General features: G+C 75.1%; 18 protein-coding genes. 10 read left to right on the top strand and 8 right to left on the bottom strand.

The window, feature by feature from the left end:
- Positions 1-61: 61 nt before the first annotated feature.
- Positions 62-1,666, bottom strand: a complete 1,605-nt coding sequence (locus tag HH311_RS30465) for an NAD(P)/FAD-dependent oxidoreductase (RefSeq protein ID WP_248304417.1) — start codon at positions 1,664-1,666, stop codon at positions 62-64.
- A 74-nt stretch (positions 1,667-1,740) separates the two neighbouring features.
- Here HH311_RS30465 and HH311_RS30470 point away from each other — a divergent pair, with 74 nt between their 5' ends.
- A complete protein-coding gene (locus HH311_RS30470; RefSeq protein ID WP_169187492.1) occupies positions 1,741-2,892 on the top strand; it encodes an aminotransferase in 1,152 nt (383 codons plus the stop codon).
- Positions 2,889-3,611 (top strand): TIM barrel protein, encoded by a 723-nt coding sequence (locus HH311_RS30475; protein WP_169187493.1) that lies wholly within the window; start codon positions 2,889-2,891, stop codon positions 3,609-3,611. Before HH311_RS30470 ends, HH311_RS30475 begins: the two co-directional genes overlap by 4 nt.
- Here the strand turns inward: HH311_RS30475 and HH311_RS30480 are convergent.
- The 3 genes from HH311_RS30480 to HH311_RS30490 all read right to left on the bottom strand — a co-directional run bounded on the left by HH311_RS30480 (position 3,608) and on the right by HH311_RS30490 (position 5,485).
- On the bottom strand, positions 3,608-4,423 hold the full coding sequence (locus tag HH311_RS30480; RefSeq protein ID WP_169187494.1) for a hypothetical protein: 816 nt from the start codon (positions 4,421-4,423) through the stop codon (positions 3,608-3,610). The two genes, HH311_RS30475 and HH311_RS30480, sit on opposite strands and share 4 nt — an antisense overlap.
- Before the next feature lie 61 nt (positions 4,424-4,484).
- Complete coding sequence (locus HH311_RS30485; protein WP_169187495.1) at positions 4,485-5,057, bottom strand: TIGR03086 family metal-binding protein; 573 nt, start codon at positions 5,055-5,057, stop codon at positions 4,485-4,487.
- Positions 5,054-5,485: a nuclear transport factor 2 family protein gene (locus tag HH311_RS30490; protein ID WP_169187496.1), complete on the bottom strand. Its 432-nt coding sequence runs from the start codon at positions 5,483-5,485 to the stop codon at positions 5,054-5,056. Before HH311_RS30490 ends, HH311_RS30485 begins: the two co-directional genes overlap by 4 nt.
- A gap of 78 nt (positions 5,486-5,563) precedes the next feature.
- On the opposite strand from HH311_RS30490, the gene HH311_RS30495 reads away from it, so the two are divergent.
- The 4 genes from HH311_RS30495 to HH311_RS30510 all read left to right on the top strand — a co-directional run bounded on the left by HH311_RS30495 (position 5,564) and on the right by HH311_RS30510 (position 10,768).
- Complete coding sequence (locus HH311_RS30495; protein WP_169187497.1) at positions 5,564-5,902, top strand: MmcQ/YjbR family DNA-binding protein; 339 nt, start codon at positions 5,564-5,566, stop codon at positions 5,900-5,902.
- 46 nt (positions 5,903-5,948) lie between these two features.
- Positions 5,949-9,323, top strand: coding sequence for an AfsR/SARP family transcriptional regulator (locus HH311_RS30500; RefSeq protein ID WP_169187498.1), 3,375 nt, complete (start codon positions 5,949-5,951; stop codon positions 9,321-9,323).
- A 79-nt stretch (positions 9,324-9,402) separates the two neighbouring features.
- A complete protein-coding gene (locus tag HH311_RS30505; RefSeq protein WP_169187499.1) occupies positions 9,403-9,714 on the top strand; it encodes a hypothetical protein in 312 nt (103 codons plus the stop codon).
- A 28-nt stretch (positions 9,715-9,742) separates the two neighbouring features.
- Positions 9,743-10,768 (top strand): NAD(P)-dependent alcohol dehydrogenase, encoded by a 1,026-nt coding sequence (locus HH311_RS30510; protein ID WP_169187500.1) that lies wholly within the window; start codon positions 9,743-9,745, stop codon positions 10,766-10,768.
- 19 nt (positions 10,769-10,787) lie between these two features.
- On the opposite strand, the gene HH311_RS30515 is transcribed toward HH311_RS30510, so the two are convergent.
- From HH311_RS30515 to HH311_RS30525, 3 genes are all read right to left on the bottom strand, one after another.
- Positions 10,788-11,555, bottom strand: a complete 768-nt coding sequence (locus HH311_RS30515) for a class I SAM-dependent methyltransferase (RefSeq protein WP_169187501.1) — start codon at positions 11,553-11,555, stop codon at positions 10,788-10,790.
- Complete coding sequence (locus HH311_RS30520) at positions 11,552-12,499, bottom strand: methylenetetrahydrofolate reductase (RefSeq protein WP_169187502.1); 948 nt, start codon at positions 12,497-12,499, stop codon at positions 11,552-11,554. Before HH311_RS30520 ends, HH311_RS30515 begins: the two co-directional genes overlap by 4 nt.
- Before the next feature lie 167 nt (positions 12,500-12,666).
- Positions 12,667-13,839 (bottom strand): cobalamin-independent methionine synthase II family protein, encoded by a 1,173-nt coding sequence (locus HH311_RS30525; RefSeq protein ID WP_312030508.1) that lies wholly within the window; start codon positions 13,837-13,839, stop codon positions 12,667-12,669.
- Positions 13,840-14,116: 277 nt separating this feature from the next.
- On the opposite strand from HH311_RS30525, the gene HH311_RS30530 reads away from it, so the two are divergent.
- Both HH311_RS30530 and HH311_RS30535 read left to right on the top strand, forming a co-directional pair.
- Complete coding sequence (locus tag HH311_RS30530) at positions 14,117-15,580, top strand: hypothetical protein (RefSeq protein WP_169187503.1); 1,464 nt, start codon at positions 14,117-14,119, stop codon at positions 15,578-15,580.
- A 2-nt stretch (positions 15,581-15,582) separates the two neighbouring features.
- A complete protein-coding gene (locus HH311_RS30535) occupies positions 15,583-16,596 on the top strand; it encodes a methionine synthase (protein WP_169187504.1) in 1,014 nt (337 codons plus the stop codon).
- 12 nt (positions 16,597-16,608) lie between these two features.
- Here the strand turns inward: HH311_RS30535 and HH311_RS30540 are convergent, their stop codons facing one another.
- On the bottom strand, positions 16,609-17,526 hold the full coding sequence (locus HH311_RS30540; protein WP_169187505.1) for a DivIVA domain-containing protein: 918 nt from the start codon (positions 17,524-17,526) through the stop codon (positions 16,609-16,611).
- A 348-nt stretch (positions 17,527-17,874) separates the two neighbouring features.
- Here HH311_RS30540 and HH311_RS30545 point away from each other — a divergent pair, with 348 nt between their 5' ends.
- Together HH311_RS30545 and HH311_RS30550 are read left to right on the top strand one after the other, a co-directional pair.
- The gene (locus tag HH311_RS30545) at positions 17,875-18,234 is read left to right on the top strand and encodes a DUF3140 domain-containing protein (protein ID WP_169187506.1); all 360 of its coding nucleotides are present in this window, start codon (positions 17,875-17,877) and stop codon (positions 18,232-18,234) included.
- Between the two features lie 96 nt (positions 18,235-18,330).
- Positions 18,331-18,787 (top strand): hypothetical protein (locus tag HH311_RS30550; RefSeq protein ID WP_169187507.1); only part of this gene is annotated, 457 nt, incomplete at its 3' end.

An 18,787-nucleotide genomic window follows, 5' to 3' on the forward strand; every position in this document is an offset into this window, starting at 1 on the left:
GACCCGCGAACCTGCCCCACGTGCTCGTGATCACCGGGCGCGGGGAGCCGACGACGCCGGGTCACGCGCTCCGCGCGGACTCCCCCCGCGGCCGGAGGCCGAAGCCCGGGTAGCCGGACGCGGCCTCGTCGTCGCAGCGCTGCCGGTAGTGGTTCATCCCGCCCGCGAAGGGCAGGAAGACCCGCGGCTTGCCGGGCACATTCGCGCCCAGGTACCACGATGACGCCGCCTGCGGGAGCAGCGTCGCGTCGGCCGCCTCCTGCACCCGGGCCGCCCACTCCTCCTCGGCCTCGGGCGTCGGCTCGGCGTGCTCCCCGGTCTCCCGCAGCCGCACGAGCAGGTCGGCGATCCAGTCGACGTGCTGCTCGATCGCGGTCGGCATGTTCGTCAGCACCGAGGGGCTGCCGGGCCCGGTGATCGTGAACAGGTCGGGGAACCCGGCGACGCCGAGGCCGAGGTGGGTCCGCGGCCCGTCCGCCCACGCGTCGCGCAGCGCCACCCCGTCCCGGCCCCGGATGTCGATCCCCAGCAGCGGGCCGGTGAGCGCGTCGAACCCGGTCGCGAACACGAGCACGTCGAGCTCGTGCTCGACGCCGGACTCCAGGCGCAGGCCGCCGGGGGTCACCGACGTGATCGGGTCCGCCTTCACGTCCACGAGCGCCACGTTCGGCCGGTTGTAGGTCTCGAAGTAGCCGGAGTCGATGGGTGGGCGCTTGGTGGCGAAGGGGTGGTCGCGCGGGGTGAGCGTCTCGGCGGTCTCCGGGTCGGCGACCGTCTCGCGGATCTTGTCGCGGAGGAAGTCGGAGGCCGACGCGTTGACGGCGGGGTCGCTGAGCACGTCCTTGACGGCGGCGCGGAAGCGCAGCCCGCCCCGATCCCAGGCCTTCTCGTAGAGCGCGCGGCGCTCGTCGTCGGGCAGGTCGAGGACGTCGACGTCGGAGACGAGGTACGGGTGCCCGTTGGTCGACGCCCGCTGCAGCCGGCGGACCTCCGGGTAGTCGGCCTTCGTCGCCGCCATCTCGGCCTCCGACAGCGGGGCGTTCCGCGCGGGGATCGAGTAGTTCGCGGTGCGCTGGAAGACGGTGAGCGACCCCGCCGACTCCGCGAGCACCGGCACCGCCTGGATGCCCGTCGACCCGGTGCCGACGAGACCGACCCGCTTGCCGGTGACGTCGACGCCCTCGTGCGGCCACCGCCCGGTGTGGTGCCACTCCCCCGCGAAGTCCGCGAGCCCCGCCAGGTCCGGGACGTTGGCCGCCGACAGACACCCGACCGCGGTCACCAGCCAGCGGCACCGTCGTTCCCGGCCCTCGGTGTCGGTGACGACCCACCCGTCGTCCTCGCGCACCGCCGACGCGACCCGCACCCCGAGCTCGATGTCGCGGCGCAGGTCGTACCGGTCGGTCACGTGCTCGAGGTAGCCGCGGATCTCCTCCTGGCCGGGATAGCGCTCCGACCAGCGCCACTCCTGCTCGAGCTCCGGGTCGAACGAGTAGCAGTAGTAGTAGCTCTCGGAGTCGCAGCGGGCCCCGGGGTAGCGGTTCCAGTACCAGGTGCCGCCCACCCCGTCGGCCGCCTCGAGCACCCGCGCCGTGAACCCGAGCCCGCGCAGCCGGTGCAGCATGTACAGCCCGGCGAAGCCGGCGCCGATGACGAGGACGTCCATGAGAACAGACTCCGTCATGTGCACGGATTTGGTTGTGCGAGCGACCGAAATCGTGCACATGCGAAGCTGGTCCGATGCGGTTCGCCCCTCGTGTCGCCGCCGGGATCGACTCCCCCGTGGGTCGGGCCTACGCGCGGCTCGGTCAGCGGGCCGGGCGCGCCCCGCTGCTCGACCTCGCCCAGGCCGCGCCGGCCTACCCGCCCGCCCCGGAGGTCGTCGAGCACGTCACCGCCGTCGCGCACGACCCGCGCGGCGCCGCCTACGCCGCGCAGGCCGGCCTGCTGCACCTGCGCGAGGCGTTCGTCGCCGACGTCGACCCCGGGCACCTGGTTCCCGACGACGTCGTCGTCACGGCCGGGTGCAACCAGGCCTTCTGCCTCGTCGCCGACGCGCTGACCCAGGCGGGCGACGAGGTCGTCACGCCGCGCCCGGTGTACTTCAACCACGAGATGTGGCTGCGGATGCACGGCGTCACGCCCGTCGTCGCCGAGCCCGGACCCGACCTCGTGCCCCGGGCCGCCGACGTCGAGCCGCTGATCACCCCGCGGACCCGCGCGATCGTCCTCGTGACCCCGGGCAACCCCACCGGCGTGACCGTCCCGCCCGACGAGCTCGCCGCCTTCGCGGCGCTGGCCCGCCGCCACGGGCTGGCCCTGGTGCTCGACGAGACCTACCGGTCCTTCCGCGACGACCTGGGCCCACCGCACCGGCTCTTCGCCGACCCGCAGTGGCGGGACACCGTGGTCAGCCTCCACAGCTTCTCCAAGGACCTCGCGCTGCCGGGCTACCGCGTCGGGGCCGTCGTCGGGGCCCCCGCCCTGCTGCGCGAGGTCATGAAGCTGCTGGACTGCGTCGCGATCGGCGCACCCCGCATCGGCCAGGAGGCGGCGTGGGCGGGCCTGACCCGGGCCGGTCCCTGGCGCACCGAGCGGGCCGCCGAGGTCGCGGGCCGCCGCGCGGCGTTCACGAAGGCGCTCGACGACGCGCCCGGCGGGTTCGAGCTCCTGACCTGCGGCGGTTTCTTCGCGTGGGTTCGCCACCCCTTCGACCGGCCGACCCCGGACGTCGTCGCGGACCTCCTCGCCGAGCACGATGTGCTCGTGATGCCGGGCACCGACTTCCAGACGATCGACGATGCCGCGATGCGCGTGAGCGTCGGCAACCTCGCCCTCGAGGCCCTGGAGGACCTGGTCGGGCGGCTCGCGGTGGCCGGGGCCCGGGCATGAGCCGGGCGGCCAACGTCTCGATCCTCTACCCGGACGTCCCCGTGCTCGAGCGGCCGGCACGGGCCCGCGACGACGGGTTCGCCGCGATCGAGTCGTGGTGGCCGTTCGCGACGGCCGGGCCCTCGGACGCCGAGGTCGACGCGTTCGTGGCCGCGGTGGCCGACGCCGGCCTCGAGCTGGTCGCGATGAACACCTTCGGCGGCGACCTCGGGGCCGGCGAGCGGGGCATCGCCTCGGACCCCCGCCGCAAGCCCGAGTTCGACGATTCCCTCGCCGTCGCCCTCGAGGTCGGGCACCGGCTCGGCACCCGGCTGTTCAACACGCTCGTCGGGATCGGGCCGCTGCGGGACCTGGCAGCGGACCGGCTGGCGCTGGCCGCGAAGGCCGCGCAGCGCGAGGGGCGGCGCATCCTCGTCGAGCCCCTCAGCGGCATCGACGACTACCCGATCACCACGGCCCGGGACGCGTTCGCGCTCGTCGGGGCGCTGGGCAGCGGGGGTGCCGGCGTGCTCGGCGACCTCTACCACCTCGCGGTCAACGGTGAGGACGTCGACGCCCTGATCGCCACGCGCGGGCAGGACCTCGCGCACGTCCAGATCGCCGACGCCCCGGGCCGGGGCGCGCCCGGGACGGGGTCGCTCCCCCTCGACCGGTGGACCGAGGCGCTCGACCGGGTCGGCTACGCCGGGTGGGTGGCGCTGGAGCACCTCCCGAGCTAGTTCCCGTGCGCGGCCGGCAGCTCGTCGCCGTCGCGGGACGTGCCCGCCGAGCGGGCCAGCTCGTCGAGCCAGACGGCGGTCTTGGTGACGTGCCGGCGCGAGGGCGCCACCCCCGCGGCGGCGAGGAAGCGGGTGACGTCGCGGGCGACCTCACCGGCGACGTCGGGCCGGCAGCGGGTGGAGAACTCGACGAGCTCCCGCCCGCTCGGGTACCGGGCGTGCTCGAGGTGGGCCCGCCCGGCGCGGAACCGGCCGTCCGGGACACCGACCCGACGCACCGCCAGGGGGCCGTGGGCGACGAGCGAGGCCGTCGGGAAGACGCCGGCGGCGGCCCAGAGCCACTCCTCCTGGTCCGGGGTGAGCAGCTCGTCGGGCCGGGCGGTCCCGTCCGCGACGGCCTCGGCGAGGACCGGGTCGACGTCGCGGCGCAGCTCGACGGTGTGCCAGACCGCGCCGGGCAGGACATCGAACTCGACGCGCGCGCCGGGCGGGTGGGGACGCCGCGCGCCGCGCCCGTGGCGCCGACGCGCCCGCACCGTGAGGTCGTGGCGGCCGCGGGCCCGCCGTCGCAGGCGCATCTCGACCCCGGAGCGGGCGATGGCGAGGTCCGGGGTGTCGAGCAGGTGCAGGCGGCGCAGCCGCCACCGGGGCGCGGCGCGCCCGGTCAGGGCCGCGGCGGCCGCGTCCGGACCGGGGCCGAGCAGCACCTTGACCTCGACGCTGTCCGCGTCCTCGTCGAGCAGGCTCTGCCAATCGGCCGAGCGCGGCGAGGGGAACACCCGTCCCCGCTGCGCACCTCGACCCATCGACACCGCCCTCCAGGGTAAGGGCGCGTGGTACCCGACCGGGCAGGAACCCACACGAGGGGGCGGCTCAGCGCCCGGTGCGGCGCCCGGTCAGGGCGAGCAGCCGGGCCTGCGGGTCGGCCTCCGCCGCCGCGACGGGCGCGGCGAAGAGGCCGGGTCCGTCCAGCATGACGGGGTCGGTGCGCAGGTAGGCGAGGGTGGCCGCGACGCAGGCCGGGTCGAGGTGCTCGTCGAGCCCGGCGCCGCGGGCGAGGTCCCACTCGTGCACCGTGAGGTCGACGAGCATCTGGACCGCGTACTCCTCGACGTCGAGCCACCCGAACGACACGTGGACCCGCGCCGCGTGGGAGCCGGTCACCGCGAAGGCGGCGCGGGAGCGCACCGCCGCGCCGTCCCAGGCCCGGACGGGGTCCCCGCCGACGAGGTCGCCGTCGTACCGGTCGCCGACGGCCGCCATCGTCTCGCCGGCGAGCACGTGCGGGGCCCACCGGTGCTCGAAGCACAGGTGGGCGACGAGGTCGCGGACGCTCCACCCGGCGCAGGGCGTCGGCGCCGGCCAGCGGTACGCGGGCACGGCGTGCACCCGCTCGCCGAAGCGGTCGACCGCGGCGGGGACCAGGTCCCGGACGTCGTCGGTCATCCGTCCTCGACGAGCCAGGTCAGCGACTGTTCCGGCCCGTGGTCGCCGTGGCGGTGGACGGCCTTCCAGACCCCGTCCTCGCGGCGGAAGACGGTGGTGGCGCGCAGGACGATCTCCCGCGGCGGGCCGCCGCCCATCGACAACGTCGCCCGCTCGATCGCGACGAGGTAGGCGAGGTCACCGCTGACCCCGGCCGCGACGACGTGGCAGTCGTAGGCCGTGCAGTCGGAGAAGCGCTCCTCGAGGTGGTCGAACACCCGCGATATCCGCGACCACCCCTTCGTCGAGGTCGCGGCGCCGAAGAGCGTGACCGGCTCGTCGTGCGACCACATCGCCCGCCGCAGGGTGGCGTCGCCGTCGTGCAGGGCGGTGTCCGCCTCCACGATGCGCGGCACGACGTCGTCGAGGAACTCGTCGAGGACTGTCATGGCGAACCCGTCGTCGGTGAGGATTGCCCGGTCCGGGCATCGTATCGGCGCGGGAGGTCGGGAGGGAGGGGTCGCGGGGTGGCCGACGAGCACGACGTCCGGCGCCTCGCGCTCGCCCTCGACGGCGTCGAGGAGAACCCCAGCGACGGGTTCGACTTCCGGGTGCGGGGGCGGGGCTTCGTCTGGTCCTACCCCGACCGCTCCGGGGGACGCCGGGTGCTGCGGACCGACGTCGCGGTGCTCTTCGTCGGCGACGAGGCCGAGCGGCAGGCGCTGCTCCTCGGCGAGCCGGAGCTGTTCTTCTCGACGCCGGCCTACGAGCGGTTCCCGCTGGTGATGCTGCGGTTGGGGAAGGTCGACGTCGCCCGGCTCACCGAGCTGGTGACCGACGCCTGGCGGATGCGCCTCGAGGACTGACCATGGGCACTGGACAGCGTACGGCGCACGACATGACGCTGGTCACGTGAACACGGTGGTCCGGTTGCTCGGGCCGGTCGACGTCGTCGGCCCGGCGGGGGACATCGCCCTCGGCGGGCCGAAGGAGCGCTGCCTGCTCGCGGTGCTGGCCACCCGGCGGGACCGGGTCGTGACCGAGGACCAGCTGGTGGAGGCGCTGTGGGACGGCGACCCGCCCCGTACCTGCACGAAGACCCTGCAGAACTACGTGCTGCGGCTCCGCCGCCGGCTGGGCAGCGCCACCATTCTGACGCGGCCCCCGGGCTACGTGCTCGCGCTGGCGACGACCGACGCCGAGGCCGCGCGCGCCGCGATCGCGCGGGCCCGGCGGGCGACCGAGCGGGGCGACCACGCCGCCGCCGTCAGCGCGTTCGACGAGGCCCTCGGGCTCTGGCGCGGACCGGCCCTGGCGGAGTTCGCGGACCGGTCCTTCGCCCGCACCGAGGCCGCCCTGCTGGACGAGCTGCGGGCGACCGCGGCCGAGGAACGGATGGCGGCGGTGCTCGCCCTCGGCGTCGACCCCGACGCCGTGGCGGAGTGCGAGGAGCTGGTCGCCCGCGAGCCGCTGCGGGAACGGCGGTGGGTCCAGCTGATGCTCGCGCTCTACCGCGCCGGCCGACAGGGCGAGGCCCTGGACGCCTACCGCCGCCTGGTCCGGGTGCTCGCCGACGAGCTGGGGGTCGACCCCGGCCCCGAGGCCCGCGCCCTTGAAGCGGCCGTCCTCGCGCACGACCCCCGCCTCCGGCCCGGACCGGCCTCCCCGCCCGGCCCGCCGGCGCGACCGCCGTCCACGTGCGTCGGCCGGGAGCGCGAGCTCGACGCGCTCGTCGGGCACGTGGCCGACGCCGAGCACGGCGGGGGCCGGGTGACCTTCGTGGCGGGCGAGCCCGGGATCGGCAAGACCCGGCTGCTCGCCGAGTTCGCGGCACGGGTCGGGGCGCGGGGCGTCCGGGTGCTCTCCGGCCGGTGTCCCGAAGGGGTCGGCCGGCGCCCGTACCACCCGTTCGCCGAGGCGGTCGAGGCGTCTCTCGACGGTGCCCCGACCCCCGCCGAGCTCCAGGGGCTCGTGGCGGGCGCCGGATCTCCCCCGGGTCCCTCGCTGACACCGGATGAGCGACGGGCGCGGCTGCTCGACGGCATGGCCCGGTTCGTCGCGGCCCGTGGCGAGACCGCGCCCGTGGTGCTGATCGTGGACGACCTGCACTGGGCCGACGAGGGCACGGCGAGCATGCTCCGCCACCTGGCCGGCCGGACGAGGGACCACCGGATCGTCATGGTCGGCGCCTACCGCGCCGGCGACGTCACCGGGGACCACCCGCTGGCCGACACGCTCGCCGCGCTGCACAGCGAGGCGGAGTGCACCGTGATCACGCTGCGCGGGCTCGACCGGGAGCCGCTCTGCCGGCTCGTCGCCACGACGGCCGGTGGACCTCCGTCGAGCCGGCTGGTGGAGGCGGTGGCCACGGAGACCGACGGCAACCCGTTCTTCGTCCGCGAGATTCTCGCCCACCTCCGGGAGGACCACCGGCTCCGGGTGGGCGCCGACGGCACCGTCGAGGTGTCGCTGCCGCTGTCCGCGGTCCCCGAGGGCGTCCGCCAGGTGATCGCCCGACGACGGCGGCGGCTCTCCCCCGCGACGAACCGCCTCCTCGACGTCGCCGCGACCGTGGACGGGGCGTTCGCGTTCGGGCCGGTCCGTGACGCGGCCGGGGTCGGGGAGACCGCGGGCCTCGTCGCGCTCGACGAGGCGCTGCAGGCCCAGCTCGTCGTCCCGGCGAGCACGCCCGACCGCTACGAGTTCACCCACGCCCTGATCCGGCACACGGTGGCGCAGGAGCTGAACCCTTCCCGCCGGCTCCGTCTGCACCTGGCGCTCGGCGCGGCGCTGTCCGCGGCGCGGCGCGCCGGCGAGCGGATCGCCCCGGCCGAGATCGCGGACCAGTACCACCGCGCCGCCCCGCTCCCCGGGGCGGCCGACGGCGTGGCGGCCGCGGTGGAGGCCGCCGAGGACGCGGCGGACGCCGGCGGCCACGACGAGTGCGTGGCCTTCCTCGCGATGGCCCTCGAGCTGCTCCCGGAGGGGGACGACCGCCGCGCCGCGCTCCTCGGCCGGCGCGCCGAGGGCCTCGCGTGGGCGCTGCGGTTCGACGAGTCGGTCGAGGCCGCCCGCGCGGCCGTCGCCGCCGGCGCCGGACCCGCGACGTGGGTGGACGTCGCCGTCGCCCTCGCGACGGCGGGCAGCATCACCCACGCCTGGCAGCTCGCCGCGGAGGGCAGGACCACCGTCGACGAGCTCGACCCGGTCGGCCGGGCGGTGCTGCGGCTGCTCGACCTCGAACGGCGGGAGGCCGCGGACCCCGAGCACCCCGGGATGCCCCTGGACCTGCCCGGTCGCCGCGCCGCGCTCGAGACGCTTCTCGCCTCCGGACGGCTGGCCGGGCGCGGGGACCTCGCCCGCTACGCGCTGGCCGCGGTGCACGGTCGCCGCGACGCCATCCCGCCCACGGCGGCCGACGACCCGACGGTCGCGGCGTTCCTGCTGGGTGACTACGCCGGCGCGGTACCCCGCTTCGCGGCCGCGGCCGACGCGGCCGAGGCCGAGGGACGGCTCGCCTGGGCGGTGTACTGCCGCGCCGGCGAGGCCCGCTGCCGGATCGCGCTGGGTGACCTCGCGGCGGGCCGGACCGCCCTCGAGCGCTCCCGCCACCTGGTTGCGCGGATCCCGGGCCTCCCGCTGGGCTGGCAGCTCCTCCACCACGAGGGCGCCGAGGACGCGCTCACCGCGGCGGTCGACGACGACTGGCGCGAGCGCATGGCCCGGTTCGCGCGATGGATGCGTCCCAGTCCCGAGCGGCACTGGGGCAGCGCGGGCATCACCGCGATCGGCGCGCGCGGACGGGCCCGGCTGGGCGAGACCGAGGCGGCGATGGCCCTGCTCGCCCAGCCGGTGCGGGCCCTGGGGCTCGCTCCCGCGTGGGCTCCCAATTACGCGCGCACCGCCTACGAGGTCGCCGAGGCGCTGTGGCTCTCCGACCGCCGCGACCACGTCGCGGTCGTGGAGCGGGCGCTGCGGGAGCGGGCACTCCCCGCCGACTTCCGGTTCCCCATGACCGACTCCCGGCTGGCCCTCGCCCGGCTCTGCGCCCTCGACGGCCGCCGCGCGGAGGCCTGCTCCTGGTTCGACGCCGCGCGGGCGGTCCTCGACGCCCAGGGCGCGCGGCCGCTGCGCGCCGTCGTCGACCACGACGAGGCGCTCATGCACATCCGCGCCGGCGACCCCGCCGCGGCCGGGCGGTGCGCCGCCGCGGCGGACGCGGCGTTCACCGAGCTCGGGATGTCCGGGTGGTCGGGGCGACTTGCCCGGGCGCTCCGGACCGGCTGACGCCGCGACCGCGGTGCGACCGGGGTGCGACCGCCCCCCACGAGCCTGGTCCCCGCACCACGATCCCGAGGAGACCGCCATGGCCATCGCGTTCCAGTTCGACACCGACAGTCTCGCCGCGAGCGACTACGACGACCTCATGGCCGCCATGGGCCTCGCCGACCTCGACAGCGACTACCCGGACGGCCTGCTCGCCCACCTCGCGGGAGCCCGTCCCGGAGGCGGCTGGCGGGTGATCGACGTGTGGGAGTCCGAGAGCCTCGCGGACGCCTTCTACCGCTCCGAGCAGTTCTCCCCGGTCCGCGACGCCTCCGGCGACGCCGGCATCACGACCACGCCCTGGCCGCTCCACCGCCTCCAGACCCGCGGCGTGGCCGCGAGCCGGGTCTGACCGCCCCACCGGCCCGGAGGAGATCGACATGAGAGCGGTCCGACTGCACGCGTACGGCGAGGCGCCTCGCCTCGACGAGGTCCCGGAACCCACGGTCACCCGCCCGCACGACGTCGTCGTCGAGGTCGGCGGAGCCGGCCTGTGCCGGACCGACGTGCACATCCGCGACGGCTGGTTCGCCCCCGCGGTGCCGACCGAGCTCCCGCTCACCCTCGGCCACGAGACCACCGGGTGGGTCCGCGAGATCGGTCCCGCCGTCGAGAACGTCGCCGTCGGGGACGCCGTGATCTGCCACCCCCAGCAGTCCTGCGGGACCTGTCCCGCCTGCCGGATCGGCGACGACATGCGCTGCGCCGCCGGGCTCGCCTTCAACGGCCTCACCCGTCCCGGCGGCTTCGCCGAGCTCCTCGGGACCACCGACCGCGCGGTGGTGCGGCTGCCCGACTCCCTGCCGCCGGCCGCCGTCGCACCCCACGCGGACGCCGGACTGACCGTCATGCACGTCGTCCGCAAGGCGGTGCGCCTGCTCGGTCCCGGGACCCGCGTGGTGGTCGTCGGCGTCGGCGGGCTCGGGCACATCGCCGTCCAGTGCCTCCGCGCGCTGAGCGCGGCCGAGGTGATCGCCGTCGACCCCGATCCCGAGGCCCGCGACCTCGCCCTCGCCTGCGGGGCGCACCACGCGGTCGCGGCCGAGAAGGCCGGGGCCGAGGTCGCCGAGCTCACCGGCGGGGCCGGCGCCGAGGCGGTCATCGACTTCGTCGGCGAGGGCGACGCGCCGGCGTCGTCGCTGGCGATGGTTCGCGCGGCGGGCACCTACTTCGTCGTCGGGTACGGCGGCGAGCTGCGGGTGCCGACGTTCGCGCTGGTGCTGCCCGAGATCAGCGTCGTCGGGAACGCCGTCGGCACCCACGACGACCTCCGCGAGCTGGTCGCGCTCGCCGCGTCCGGAGGCGTCGCGGTGCGGACGCGCAGCTATCCGCTGGAGGCGTTCGCCGACGCGATCGCGGACCTCGAGGCCGGCCGGATGCACGGGCGGGCCGTCCTCGTCCCCTGAGCGCCGCCACGACCGGCCGTCACCCCGGCCGGACCCACCCCGTCACGAAGGCGAAGTGGTCGTCGAACCGGATCACCGGGTCGTCGCGGTAGGCCCGCCGGAACTGGGCGATGCCCTCGGCCAGCTCGCTCTCCGTGAACTCGTCGAGCACCGACATGTAGCGCGACTCGAGCAGGTGCACGTAGCGCGCGCGGTCCACGGTGACGTGGAAGGTCCGGTAGCTCACCGAGGCGCGCAGCCCGGCCTCGGCCAGGGCGTCCGCGACCTCGGTCGGGTCCGGCTGCAGCGCCTCGAACCGGTCGTGCGCGGCCTGGAAGAGCGGGTGGTGGATCGCCTTCGGGAGCATCACGACGAGCACCCGGCCGTGGCTCGAGAGCCGGCGGGTGAGCCCCGCGAGCACCGCCGCCCGGTCGGGGACGTGGTGGATGCACTCCTTGAGCAGCACGGCGTCGAACGGCCGCCCGTCCGGCGGCGCGATCTCGCCGCGGGCCAGGTCCTCGGCCCGTCCGGGCACGGGCTGCAGGTACGGCGAGGAGGGCAGCTGCTCGAGCATCGCGGGCGAGGGGTCGACGCACAGGATCGGCCGCTCGGGCCGGAGCTCCTGGGCGAGCCGGCGGGTGTAGAGCCCGGTGCCGCACCCCACGTCCGCGACGCGGTCGGAGGGGATCAACCGGAGCGCGTCGAGCATCGACTGGGCGAACTGCCGGACGTAGTCCGGGTCGTAGGTCCAGAGGTCGTCGTAGGTGGCGGCGATCCGGTCGTAGTGCTCGGCGGTCGGATGGGTCACGGTGCGGTCTCCCTCGACGTCGGTGGCCTGTCCTCGTCGGTGATCACCAGGTCGTCCCCCGCGAGGGAGAACCGGCCCTCGCGGACCGCGGTGGCCCACGTCGCGGTGGGCACGACCGCGCCGAAGGGGAAGAAGTGCACGGACGAGACGAGGCTGCCGGGGTCGGCGGCCACCGCCCGCACCAGCCCCGCCACGGTCTCGGCCGGCCGGTAGGTCTGGCTGGCGAGCGTGAGCACGCTCCCCCGCTGCCGGCGCAGCACCGACAGCGAGGGCCCGATCCCGCAGCGCAGGCCGAAGCGCAGCAGCTTCGCCGGGCTGGTCAGCCCGGGCAGGCCGACGTGCACCGGCAGGCGGATGCCGGCGTCGCGCGCCCGGCGCTCCCAGGCCAGGACCGGCTCGGCGGCGAAGCAGAACTGCGTGACGACGTGGATCGGCAGCCCGTCCTCGGAGGCGAGCTTGTCCTTGCGGGCGAGGGCGTCGTCGACGGTGTCCGCCGCGACGCCCGGGTTGCCCTCCGGGTGGCCTGCCACGCCCAGCCCGGTGAACGGCCGGCGCCGGAGCTCGGCGGACTCCAGGACCTGCAGGGTGTCCTCGATGCTCCCGGCCGGCGCGAACGAGCCCGCGACCAGGAGGAGGTCGGTCACCCCGGCGTCGACGAGGCGGCCCAGCACCCGGTCCAGCGCGGCCAGGTCCGGGATCGCGCGCACCGCGAGGTGCACGACGGGGCGCAGGCCGAGCGCGCGGACCCGGACCGCCGTGTCGAGGACGCGGTCGAGGTCGACGGTCGTGAGGTAGGTCAGGTAGACCGCCGTGCCGGGCGGGAGGACGCGGGCCGCCTCGGGCAGCAGCTCGCTCTCCTTCGGCGTCACCTCGATGCTGAAGTCGGCGAACAACCGCCGGGCGGTCGCGTGCCGCGCGGCGTCGTCGACCGCTTCGTCGCCCATCGGACCTCCCCGGAGCCGTCCCGATCGTCCCGGAGGGCGGAGGCGGATTTCTTCGTGCCGGACACCAACCTTTCGGGCGCGGTTCCTGTGTCCCGACGACGGCCCGACGACGGCCCGGCACGCCGCGGCCCCGCGCGAGGACTCGCGCGCGGCCGCGGCGGACGGGGCTACAGACCCAGCTTCTCGGCCGCGGCCCGGGTGCCCTCGATCCGGTTGTGGATCTTCTGGAACGCGACCTCGCGGGCGAAGTCGGGCGAGCCGTGGTTGGGCTTCTCGTCGATCGAGAACGGCGAGAACCCGCAGTCGTCGGTGGCGCCGAGCTGCTCGCGCGGGATGAAGTTCGACGCCCGCACCAGCGCGTCGCGGACCTCCTCGGGGCTCTCGACCCGCGGGTTGAGCGGGTTGATGACCCCGACGAACGCCGTCTGGGCCACCCCCTTCGCGTCGCTGCGGACGTGCTTGCCGATCGACTCGTACACCGGGTCCTTGTCCCGCTCGCTGGCCAGCTGGATGAGGAAGTAGCCGGCGTTCATCTCGAACATCTTCGGCAGCAGGTTGTTGTAGGGCACGTCGGCCGAGTGCACCGAGTCGCGGTCGCCGCCGGGGCAGGTGTGCACCCCGATGTTGACGCGCTCCTCGGGGGTGAACCGGTCGAGCACCCAGTTGTTGATCTCGATGAAGCGGTCCAGCAGCCCTGCCCCCGTCCACGGGTTCCGCGGGTCGTTGCGGGTCGCGAGCCGCCCCTCGGTGAAGTCGATCGACACCCGCACCGCGCCGGCGTCGAAGGCCTGGCGGATGTCGCGCTCGCACTCGTCGGCGAGGTCGTGCTCGAACTGCTCCTTCGGGTAGCCGGGGACCTCGTCCTGGAGCGGATAGAGCAGGTAGAGCATCGACGGGGCGATCACCGCCTGCTTCATCGGCCGGTGCGCGTAGCCGATGGACTTGCGGAGCGTGTCCGCGGCGTAGGTCTGGTAGCGGAACGGGCCGCCCGTGAGCCGCGGGAGCTGCCGCCCGTGGCCGTCGGCGAAGATCGCGAAGAACTGGCCGCCGTCGCCGGCGAGGTTGGGGGCGAGCCCGGTCCCGGCGAGCGTGTCGGTGATCGGGTAGGTCGCGAAGCTCGACCACCGCTGCTCGCCGTCGGACACGATCGGCGATCCGGCGTTCTCCTGCCCCTCGATCGACTTCCTGACCGCCTCGTCCTGCTCGGCCTCGAGCGCGTCCTTGCCGATCTCGCCCCGGTCGTAGGCGGCGTAGGCGTCCTGCAGCTTCTTCGGTCGGGGTAGCGAACCGACCTGCTCGGTCGGGATGCCGGTGGCCTGCCTCGGGTCGTAGTCGCTCACGGTGGTCCTCCTGGTGCCCTGCGTTGGACGAGGTGGTTCGACGCCACCGGGACCCGTCACAGCGGAGGCTGGACAGATCGATCGCCTGAGGGACCGGCCTCGGTGTGGTTCTCGACCGTAGGAAGTGACGTAGATCACGTCAAACGACCTCTTGCGCACGACCGGATCGCCCTGGACGGCTCCACAACGTTCGGACCCGCGTTCTTGGCGCTCCCGACGAAGACGGCGGCCGGTCCCGGGCCGCACCCTCAGGACACGACGCGCCCGAGGAGTGCCGATGCTGGTCGACTTCCGTCCCCACGCCCGCCTGCGCAGCAGGACACCGGTGACCGTGGGGGACTCGGTGGGGCCCGTGGTGGAGGCGCTGGGCGCGAGCACCGTGGACCTGTCGCGGGTCCGGGTGGTGTGCGATTGGGTCCAGTACCGGCAGAACTTCCGGGAGCCCGTCGAGATCCGGCCGGTGCGCGACGGCGACCCCGGCGACGACGCGTTCGAGCTGGCCGTCGACGTCCGCCGTGGCCCCGAGGTGGACCTGGCGGAGGCGACGCGGACGGCCCTGGCCGCCCACGCCGACGGCACCGCGGACGACGGGCGGGTCCTGCTCGAGGACTGGGGCCCGACGCGGCACAGCTGCCTCTGGGACTTCAACGCCCTGTACTGGCGCGAGCTCGCGCTCTGGGAGAAGGCCACCGGGCGGGCCTACGAGCAGGCGCTGCCCGGCGGCGAGAGCGACGCCCGCAACCGCGACGGGGTGCGGGCCATCCTCGCCGAGCTGTTCGCGGTGTGGGACGGGCTGGCCGACCGCCGCGCCCTGCCGCCCGAGCTCTACGTCGTCGAGCTCGGCGTCGGGAACGGTCACCAGGCGCGGGTGTTCCTCGACGAGTTCCGTGCGCTCGACGCCCGCCACGGCCGCGGCTACTACCGGCGGCTGCAGTACCTGATGTGCGACTACTCCGCGCACGTGCTCGACATGGCCCGCGAGACCGTCGCCGAGCACACCGAGCACGTGAGCTCGTTCGTCCTCGACGCCACCCGGCCGCGCTCGGCGCTGGGCTTCCTGCAGTTCCGGGTGTTCCTGGTCTACGTCTCGAACGTCTACGACAACCTGCCCACCGACGAGGTCGCCCACCTCGGCGGGCGCACCTACCTCGTCGAGTCCCGGGCCCACCTCCCGGCGGCCGACGCGGCCGAGCTCGCCCGGTCCGTGCGCGCCACGCCCGAGCAGCTGCCCGGGCTGGTGCACAAGCTGCTGCGCCTGGGGCCGGCCCTGCTCGCCGAGGCGGCACCCGGCCACCTCGACGACACCGACGCGGCCGTCGACTTCTGGCGGCGGACGTGGGCCGCGGTCCGGCTCGCCGAGCGCTACGTCGGTCTCGCCGGGCTCGACCTCTACGAGCTGGCCCCCGCGATCAGCGGCGAGGCGCTGCGCCCGCTGCTCGAGTCGGGTGCCGACGTGCGGATGCACGTCAGCAACGGGGCCGTCGCGAGCTTCGTCGAGACCCTCGCCCTGCTGCACCCCTACGGGAAGCTGGTCTGCCACGACCTCGTCGTGACCGCTGTGTCCGCCTACCGCGAGGGGTTCCGGGGGCCCGGGAAGTACGACGGTTCCGTGGTCAACTGGGTCAACGGGCCGCTCCTCGCCCACGTCGGCCGTCGTCGGGGCTTCGACATCGCCTACGCACCGTTCGCCCACCGGTCCGGGACGAACATCGTCACGATGACTGCCCAGGTCCGGGACTGACGATGGACCTGCCCCTGCTGCCCACCACCGTCGTCGGGTCCTGGCCGGTGCCCGAGTGGCTCGAGCGGATCGAGACCGACCACCTGCGGCGCCGGGTCAGCGGCACCCAGCTCGCCGAGGTCCACGACTGGGCCGTCACCGCCGCGATCAAGGACCAGGAGCTCGCCGGGCTCGACATCGTCTCCGACGGCGAGCTGCGCCGGGACAACGACGTGGACTACCTGCTCGCCCGCATCCCCGGCATCGAGCTGGCCGGCCCGGCCAAGGACTTCGCCTACGACTACCACGGCACCCGGGTCCGGCGGTCGCCGAGCCCACCCGCGACCGATCCCGGGCTCGGCCTCGACGCCGACCTCGCCTTCACCCGGGCCCGCACCGACCGCCCGATCAAGTTCTCCTTCACCGGCCCGTTCTCGCTCTCGCGCCGGGTGGTCGACGACGTCCACGCCGACCCGGCCGACCTGGTCCGCGCGATCGCCCACGTGCTCGCCGGCGTGGCCGCGACGCTGCGCGACGCCGGGGCCGACCTCCTCCAGATCGACGAGCCCTTCCTCGCCGGCCACCCCGAACAGGTCGGCCTCGCCGTCGACGCCGTCAACATCGTCACCCGCGACGTCGACGTCCCCTGGGCGCTGCACGTCTGCTACGGCAACCGCTACGCCCGGCCCCTGTGGGAGGGCCACTACGACTTCCTCTTCCCCGCGGTCCTCGACGCCCACGTCGACCAGCTCGTGCTGGAGTTCGCGCGCAAGGGCGACGAGGACCTCCCGGTGATCGAGCGGTCCGGGTGGGACCGGGCCATCGGGCTCGGCGTCGTCGACGTCAAGTCCCCGGTCGTGGAGACCCCGGAGCTGGTGAGCACGAGGATCGAGCGGGCCCTCGACCTGGTCCCGCCCGAGCGCCTCATGATCAATCCGGACTGCGGGCTGCGGCACCTGCCGACGGCGGTCGCCGTCGCCAAGCTGCGGGCCATGGTCGACGGCGCCGCGAAGGTCAGGGCCCGGCTGATCGGCTGAGCGCGGCCGTCGTCACGACGTCGAGGTCGCCTCCGGCAGCGCCGCCGCGGCGCGGTCGAGCAGCTCGCGCACCGCGGTGAAGCGGGCGCCCAGCTCCCGCTGGTGCTGCTCCAGCTCGGCCGTCGTCGCCCGCGTGGTCGCGAGCCGGCCGGCCGCGGCCTCCTGGGCCTTCCGATCGGCGTCCGCGGCCTCCCGCCGGGCCTTCTCGGCGGCCTCTCGGGCCGCGTCGGCCTCCTGACGGCGGGCGGTCATGGCGGTCTCGAAGTCGTGCTCGGCCTGGGCGCGCCGGGCCTGGGAGGCCTCGTCGAGACGGATCCGCTCGAGCTCGGCCTCCTTCTCGAGCCGCGCCGCCTCGGCCTCGGCGTCCGCGACGAGCTCGCGGGCGCGGGCCTCGCTCGCCTCGGTGCGGCGCGCCGCCTCGGCCCGGGCGTCCTCCGCCTCGCGCTGGAGCTTGGCGACCTGGCGCTCGGCCTCCACGACGATCGCGGTCGCCTGCTCCGAGGCGTCGGCCAGCCGCCGGTGGTTGGTGCCGTCGGTCTCCTCCCGCGTCTTGCGCGCCCACGTCACGGCGTCCTCGTGGATGTCGCGGGCCTGGGCCCTCGCCTGTTCGACGGTCGCGGTGGCCGCGGTGTGCGCGTGCGCCCGGACCTCCGCCGCCTCCTCCTGCGCGAGCTGCAGCATGTGCCGCAGCCGCGCGGAGAGGTTCTCGCCGTCGATGGGGGCGGCGTGCAGCTCGCGGAGCTCCTGCTGGAGCGCCGCGATCTGCTCCCGGGCACGGACCTCGCCGCGCGCCAGCTCGTCCCGGTCGGCCACGATCACGGCGTAGTCGGCCGCCGCGCGGTCGAACGCGGCCTCGACCTCGCCGGTGTCGTAGCCGCGCCGGGTGACGGTGAAGCCCGCCCCCCACCACGAGCGGGCGTCCGTGGCCATGTTCTCGGGCGAGCGTGGCGCGGGCACCGGGGCGACCGGCGCGCTCCCCTCCGTCCGGCCGGGTTCGTCCGGTCCCGGAGCGACCCGCTTCGGCACGATGATGGTCGATCGACGCGGTGCTGCCTCGCCCACTGCTGGTCTCTCCTCGTCCCCGTGTCCCACGCGCTGGTCGTCGCGGTCCGAACGATGGACCCGACGCAGTGAGGGGGACGTGGTGTCGGCGCCCGGGTTCGTCGTCGTCAGCGTTCGTGATGGCTCTGTGATCGTCTTCCGGCGGCTGCCGAGCGCCGCTGCACCGTCCGGAGCATCCGGGGATTGATGACCCCGCCCGGGCGGGAACGCGCGCAGATGACCGTGAGCACCGGGTACGACGACCTCTGGGACGAGTTCCACCGCGTGGTGAACATGAACTCCCGCGAGCTGGAGACGTGGCTGCTCACCGAGGAGGCGACCGAGGAGGCCGACTTCGTCCCCGGGGAGCGCATGCCCCCCACGGGCGCGGACGTGCTGGCCGTCCTCGGCAAGCGCAAGACCGACCTCGACGACCACGACGCCGAGGTGATGGCGCGGGTCGTCTCGATCGTGCACCGCGAGCGCGGCGAGGACCTCGAGCCCGACGCGGGCGAGTCGGCCGGCTGGCGCCGCTACCTCATGAGCATGGGCCACGACCCCCTGCGCCCGGCCGGCGACCGGAGGACCGACGGGTAGGCGCTCGCCCGGCACCTGGTGCCCTGCTCGGAACACCTGCTCGCCGCCGGGTGTTGTACCTCGGCTCGGGGAGTACGGAAGTCGAGGTCGCAGGTCGTGAAGTGCATCGGGTGTGGCGAGGAGCTGCTGGCGGAACGGGTCGAGCTGGGGTACCGGTACTGCCTGGCGCCGGCCTGCCAGGAGCGGTACCGGCGCGGTCCGGAGGTGACCGCGGTCGGGGTGAACAAGAGCGGTGAGTCGTTCGTCGTGGCCGAGCCCGACGAGGTCCGGCGGCGCGCGGCGGCCGGTGAGTTCGCGCCGAAGAACGCCGCGGTCCCGACGACGCCGGCGGGCTCCGCTCCCCCGGCCCGCCGCCCGCGGCGGCCGGTCACGCGTCCCGCGCCGCGCCCGTGGACCCCGCAGCAGGAGAACCTCGTGCGGCTCTACCACGACATGGGGCTCTCGCCCCGCGAGATCGTCGAGCGCGCCCGGCAGGCCGCGCCCCGGTTGCGGATCGACGAGCGCCTCGTCGTGAAGATCCTGGGTGGCCTACGGCCGCGTGAGCACAAAAGGT

It is taken from the genome of Actinomycetospora sp. TBRC 11914, from assembly GCF_012933465.1.
In the GTDB taxonomy this organism is placed as follows: domain Bacteria; phylum Actinomycetota; class Actinomycetes; order Mycobacteriales; family Pseudonocardiaceae; genus Actinomycetospora.

Bases quoted from the DNA above. Each gene is read 5' to 3' on its own strand.
- HH311_RS30510 (WP_169187500.1), top strand. From the start codon at position 9,743: ATGAGAGCGGTCCGACTGCACGCGTACGGCGAGGCGCCTCGCCTCGAC.
- HH311_RS30505 (WP_169187499.1), top strand. From the start codon at position 9,403: ATGGCCATCGCGTTCCAGTTCGACACCGACAGTCTCGCCGCGAGCGAC.
- HH311_RS30490 (WP_169187496.1), bottom strand. From the start codon at position 5,485: ATGACAGTCCTCGACGAGTTCCTCGACGACGTCGTGCCGCGCATCGTG.
- HH311_RS30535 (WP_169187504.1), top strand. From the start codon at position 15,583: ATGGACCTGCCCCTGCTGCCCACCACCGTCGTCGGGTCCTGGCCGGTG.
- HH311_RS30530 (WP_169187503.1), top strand. From the start codon at position 14,117: ATGCTGGTCGACTTCCGTCCCCACGCCCGCCTGCGCAGCAGGACACCG.
- HH311_RS30465 (WP_248304417.1), bottom strand. From the start codon at position 1,666: ATGGACGTCCTCGTCATCGGCGCCGGCTTCGCCGGGCTGTACATGCTG.
- HH311_RS30540 (WP_169187505.1), bottom strand. From the start codon at position 17,526: ATGGCCACGGACGCCCGCTCGTGGTGGGGGGCGGGCTTCACCGTCACC.
- HH311_RS30485 (WP_169187495.1), bottom strand. From the start codon at position 5,057: ATGACCGACGACGTCCGGGACCTGGTCCCCGCCGCGGTCGACCGCTTC.
- HH311_RS30470 (WP_169187492.1), top strand. From the start codon at position 1,741: ATGCGGTTCGCCCCTCGTGTCGCCGCCGGGATCGACTCCCCCGTGGGT.
- HH311_RS30520 (WP_169187502.1), bottom strand. From the start codon at position 12,499: ATGGGCGACGAAGCGGTCGACGACGCCGCGCGGCACGCGACCGCCCGG.
- HH311_RS30475 (WP_169187493.1), top strand. From the start codon at position 2,889: ATGAGCCGGGCGGCCAACGTCTCGATCCTCTACCCGGACGTCCCCGTG.
- HH311_RS30545 (WP_169187506.1), top strand. From the start codon at position 17,875: ATGACCGTGAGCACCGGGTACGACGACCTCTGGGACGAGTTCCACCGC.